Origin of the sequence: Cupriavidus sp. WS (assembly GCF_000395345.1) — a bacterium.
Classification (GTDB): domain Bacteria; phylum Pseudomonadota; class Gammaproteobacteria; order Burkholderiales; family Burkholderiaceae; genus Cupriavidus; species Cupriavidus basilensis_B.
Window position 1 is genome coordinate 1 of sequence record NZ_AQPL01000021.1, and the last position, 2,518, is coordinate 2,518.

The following is a 2,518-nucleotide window of genomic DNA, read 5'->3' on the forward strand; positions in this document are numbered from 1 at the left end:
TCGCGCAGCGCGCGCGCATGGCGCAGGGTGTCGGTGCTTTCGGTGTCGTAGGAAAGCTGCGCGATCAGCTGGTCGAGCGCGAGGATGTCGGCGGCCAGCCGGTGCCGGCTGTCATGGCGCGCGACGTTGGCGTCGGGCTCGGGCGAGAGCATGTCCGAGGCCCACAGCGCCGCGTCGGCCAGCCAGGTGGCCGAGCGCGCGCGCAGCGCGGGCGCCACCTTGGCCGGGAACACGATCGAGCCGACCATCCCGGCGCACACGATGCCGACCACGATCTCCTCGATGCGCGCCACCGCGATGGGAAAGACCTGGGCCGGCTCGCTGACCGCGGGCAGCGCCACGATCGGCAGCGTGTAGGCGGCCAGCAGGAACACATAGCTGCGCGGCGTGCGCTGCAGCAGCGAGAAATAGAGCAAGGCGCCGGTCCACAGCGCGATGGCCGCCATCAGCAGCACCGGCTCGTTGACCAGCGGCGGCACGGTCGCCACCGCGCCGGTGGCGCCAAGCAGCGTGCCCGCCACCCGGTACGCGGCCTTCGAGCGCGTGGCCCCGGTCAGCGGGTGGGAGACGAAATAGACGGTCGCCATCGCCCAGTAAGGGCGGGGCAGACCCAGCGCCAGCGCGATATAGAGCGCGAGCATCGAAGCGGCAAACGCTTTGAGCGAAAAGAGCCATTGCCGTGCGCTCGGCCATGCCATGGGGACGCAAACCTGTAGTAACTGCAGTGGGATGCAAGTGTAGCCAACTGGCGGTCATTCCGAACATGATTTAAAATTACCCTTCATATTCGCTTTTTTCATGCGAACCCCAGCCCCCACCCTCCGGTAACAGGACGCCCCCCGTGCCCATCGATATCCGTGCCCTGCGCTACTACGTCGAGACCGTGCGCCTGCAGAGCTTTACCCAGGCCGCGACCTCTCTGTACGTCACCCAGTCCACCATCAGCAAGATGGTGCGCCAGCTGGAGGACGAAGTCGGCCAGCCACTGCTGATCCGCGAGGGCAAGCAGGTGCGGCTGACCGACGTGGGGCGCGTGGTCTACGAGCGCGGACAGGAGGCGCTCGGCGTGGTGCACCGGCTCACGCTGGAAGTGGCCGACCTGTCGTCGCTGGGGCGCGGGCAGCTCACGGTGGGCATACCGCCGATGGCCAACCTGTTCTTCACGCCCGCCGTGAGCGCCTTCCGCCAGCGCTACCCCAACCTGGAGCTGAGCATGGCCGAGCACGGCGGCCACATGGTGGAGCAGCAGGTGGCCAGCGGCGAGCTGGAAGTGGGCGCGACCGTGCTGCCCGGCGACAGCGGGCTGGCGCTGGCCACGCGCGAGTTCGCCAAGTACCCGGTCTGGGTGGCGGGGCCGCGCAAGGCCAGCTGGGCCAAGAACAAGACCGTCAGCCTCGCGGCGCTGCGCGACGAGCCGCTGCTGCTGCTGACCGACGAATTCTCGCTCACGCGCAAGCTGCGCGTGGCCTTCATGGAGGCCCGCTTCGAGCCGCGCATCGTGGCGCAGAGCGGGCACTGGGACTTCCTCGCCTCGATGGCGGCCGCGGGCCTGGGCACCACCTTCCTGCCGCAGCCGCTGCTGGCGCGGCTCCAGCTCGACGACAAGCTCGCCGTGGCGCGCCTGTCCGAGCCGGCGATGGACTGGACGCTGGCGCACATCTGGTCGCCGGGGCGCTACCTGTCCCACGCGGCGCGCGCGTGGTTCGCGGTGTGCGAGGAAGTGCTGGGCGCCTGAGCGGCGGCATCCGCGCCACGTCCTGTGGCCAGCCGGATCGCGCGCCCGTCCGCCGGCATCCATGAAAAAAACGACTTCATCTCATAGTTTTAAATCGCTTCTGGAATTACCGACCCGGGCCTACACTGCTTTCCATCGGGCGCGGCATGCAGGCCCGGAACCATCCGGTGCCGCCGTGCTCGTCCGTGAAGACGAACCATCATGCAGAACCCAGTGACCGCGCACCTCCCTCCCTGCTCGCGCGCGGCCGCTTCTTTCCCGGCTGATGATTCACTAGCCGCAGGGGGCGGCAGACCCGTCGCCCCCTGACTTTTACGAGCCCGCCCGCCCCCTCCACCGCATGCGGCGCGCCGCGCAGCGGCTCGACTACCCCGGACAAACACATCATGAAAAAGATCGCTCTCGCCGGTGCCGGCCTGATGGCACTCTCCTGCTCGCTGTCGGCCCTCGCCGGCCCGGATTTCGCCGTCATCGAGAAGGCCCGCGAGGCCAAGCGCGCCCAGCAGCATGCCGCCGTCAGCCAGCCCGTGGCCACCACCGCCACCACCACCCAGGCGTCGGTGACGCCGCGCGGCGTGGTCTACAAGCACGAAGTGGCTGCCGTGCCGGCGCGGGACACCATCGGCCAGCAGGCCGCGCCCGCCCGTAGCACGGCCGCGCCGCAGGCCGGCGCGGACGGCTCCAAGAGCTGAGCCCGCTCACGCGCGAAGCTGCCCGGCCGCCGCGCGCGGCCGGCCCGATGCCACGCATCGGCGCATGACGCCTTGCGCACGGCGCGCCGCG

General features: G+C 69.9%; 3 protein-coding genes. 2 read left to right on the plus strand and 1 reads right to left on the minus strand.

Features of this window, described 5'->3' with window-relative positions; translation table 11 throughout:
* A partial coding sequence (locus tag K206_RS37355; RefSeq protein WP_043365144.1) for an FUSC family protein occupies positions 1-698 on the minus strand: 698 nt, incomplete at its 3' end.
* Between the two features lie 143 nt (positions 699-841).
* On the opposite strand from K206_RS37355, the gene K206_RS0102150 reads away from it, so the two are divergent.
* Positions 842-1,735, plus strand: a complete 894-nt coding sequence (locus K206_RS0102150; RefSeq protein ID WP_020200760.1) for a LysR family transcriptional regulator — start codon at positions 842-844, stop codon at positions 1,733-1,735.
* A gap of 386 nt (positions 1,736-2,121) precedes the next feature.
* Positions 2,122-2,427 (plus strand): hypothetical protein, encoded by a 306-nt coding sequence (locus K206_RS37360; RefSeq protein WP_155887916.1) that lies wholly within the window; start codon positions 2,122-2,124, stop codon positions 2,425-2,427.
* The last annotated feature ends 91 nt before the right edge of the window (positions 2,428-2,518 follow it).

Coding starts and splice junctions, on each gene's coding strand:
- K206_RS37360 (WP_155887916.1), top strand. CDS start 2,122: ATGAAAAAGATCGCTCTCGCCGGTGCCGGCCTGATGGCACTCTCCTGC.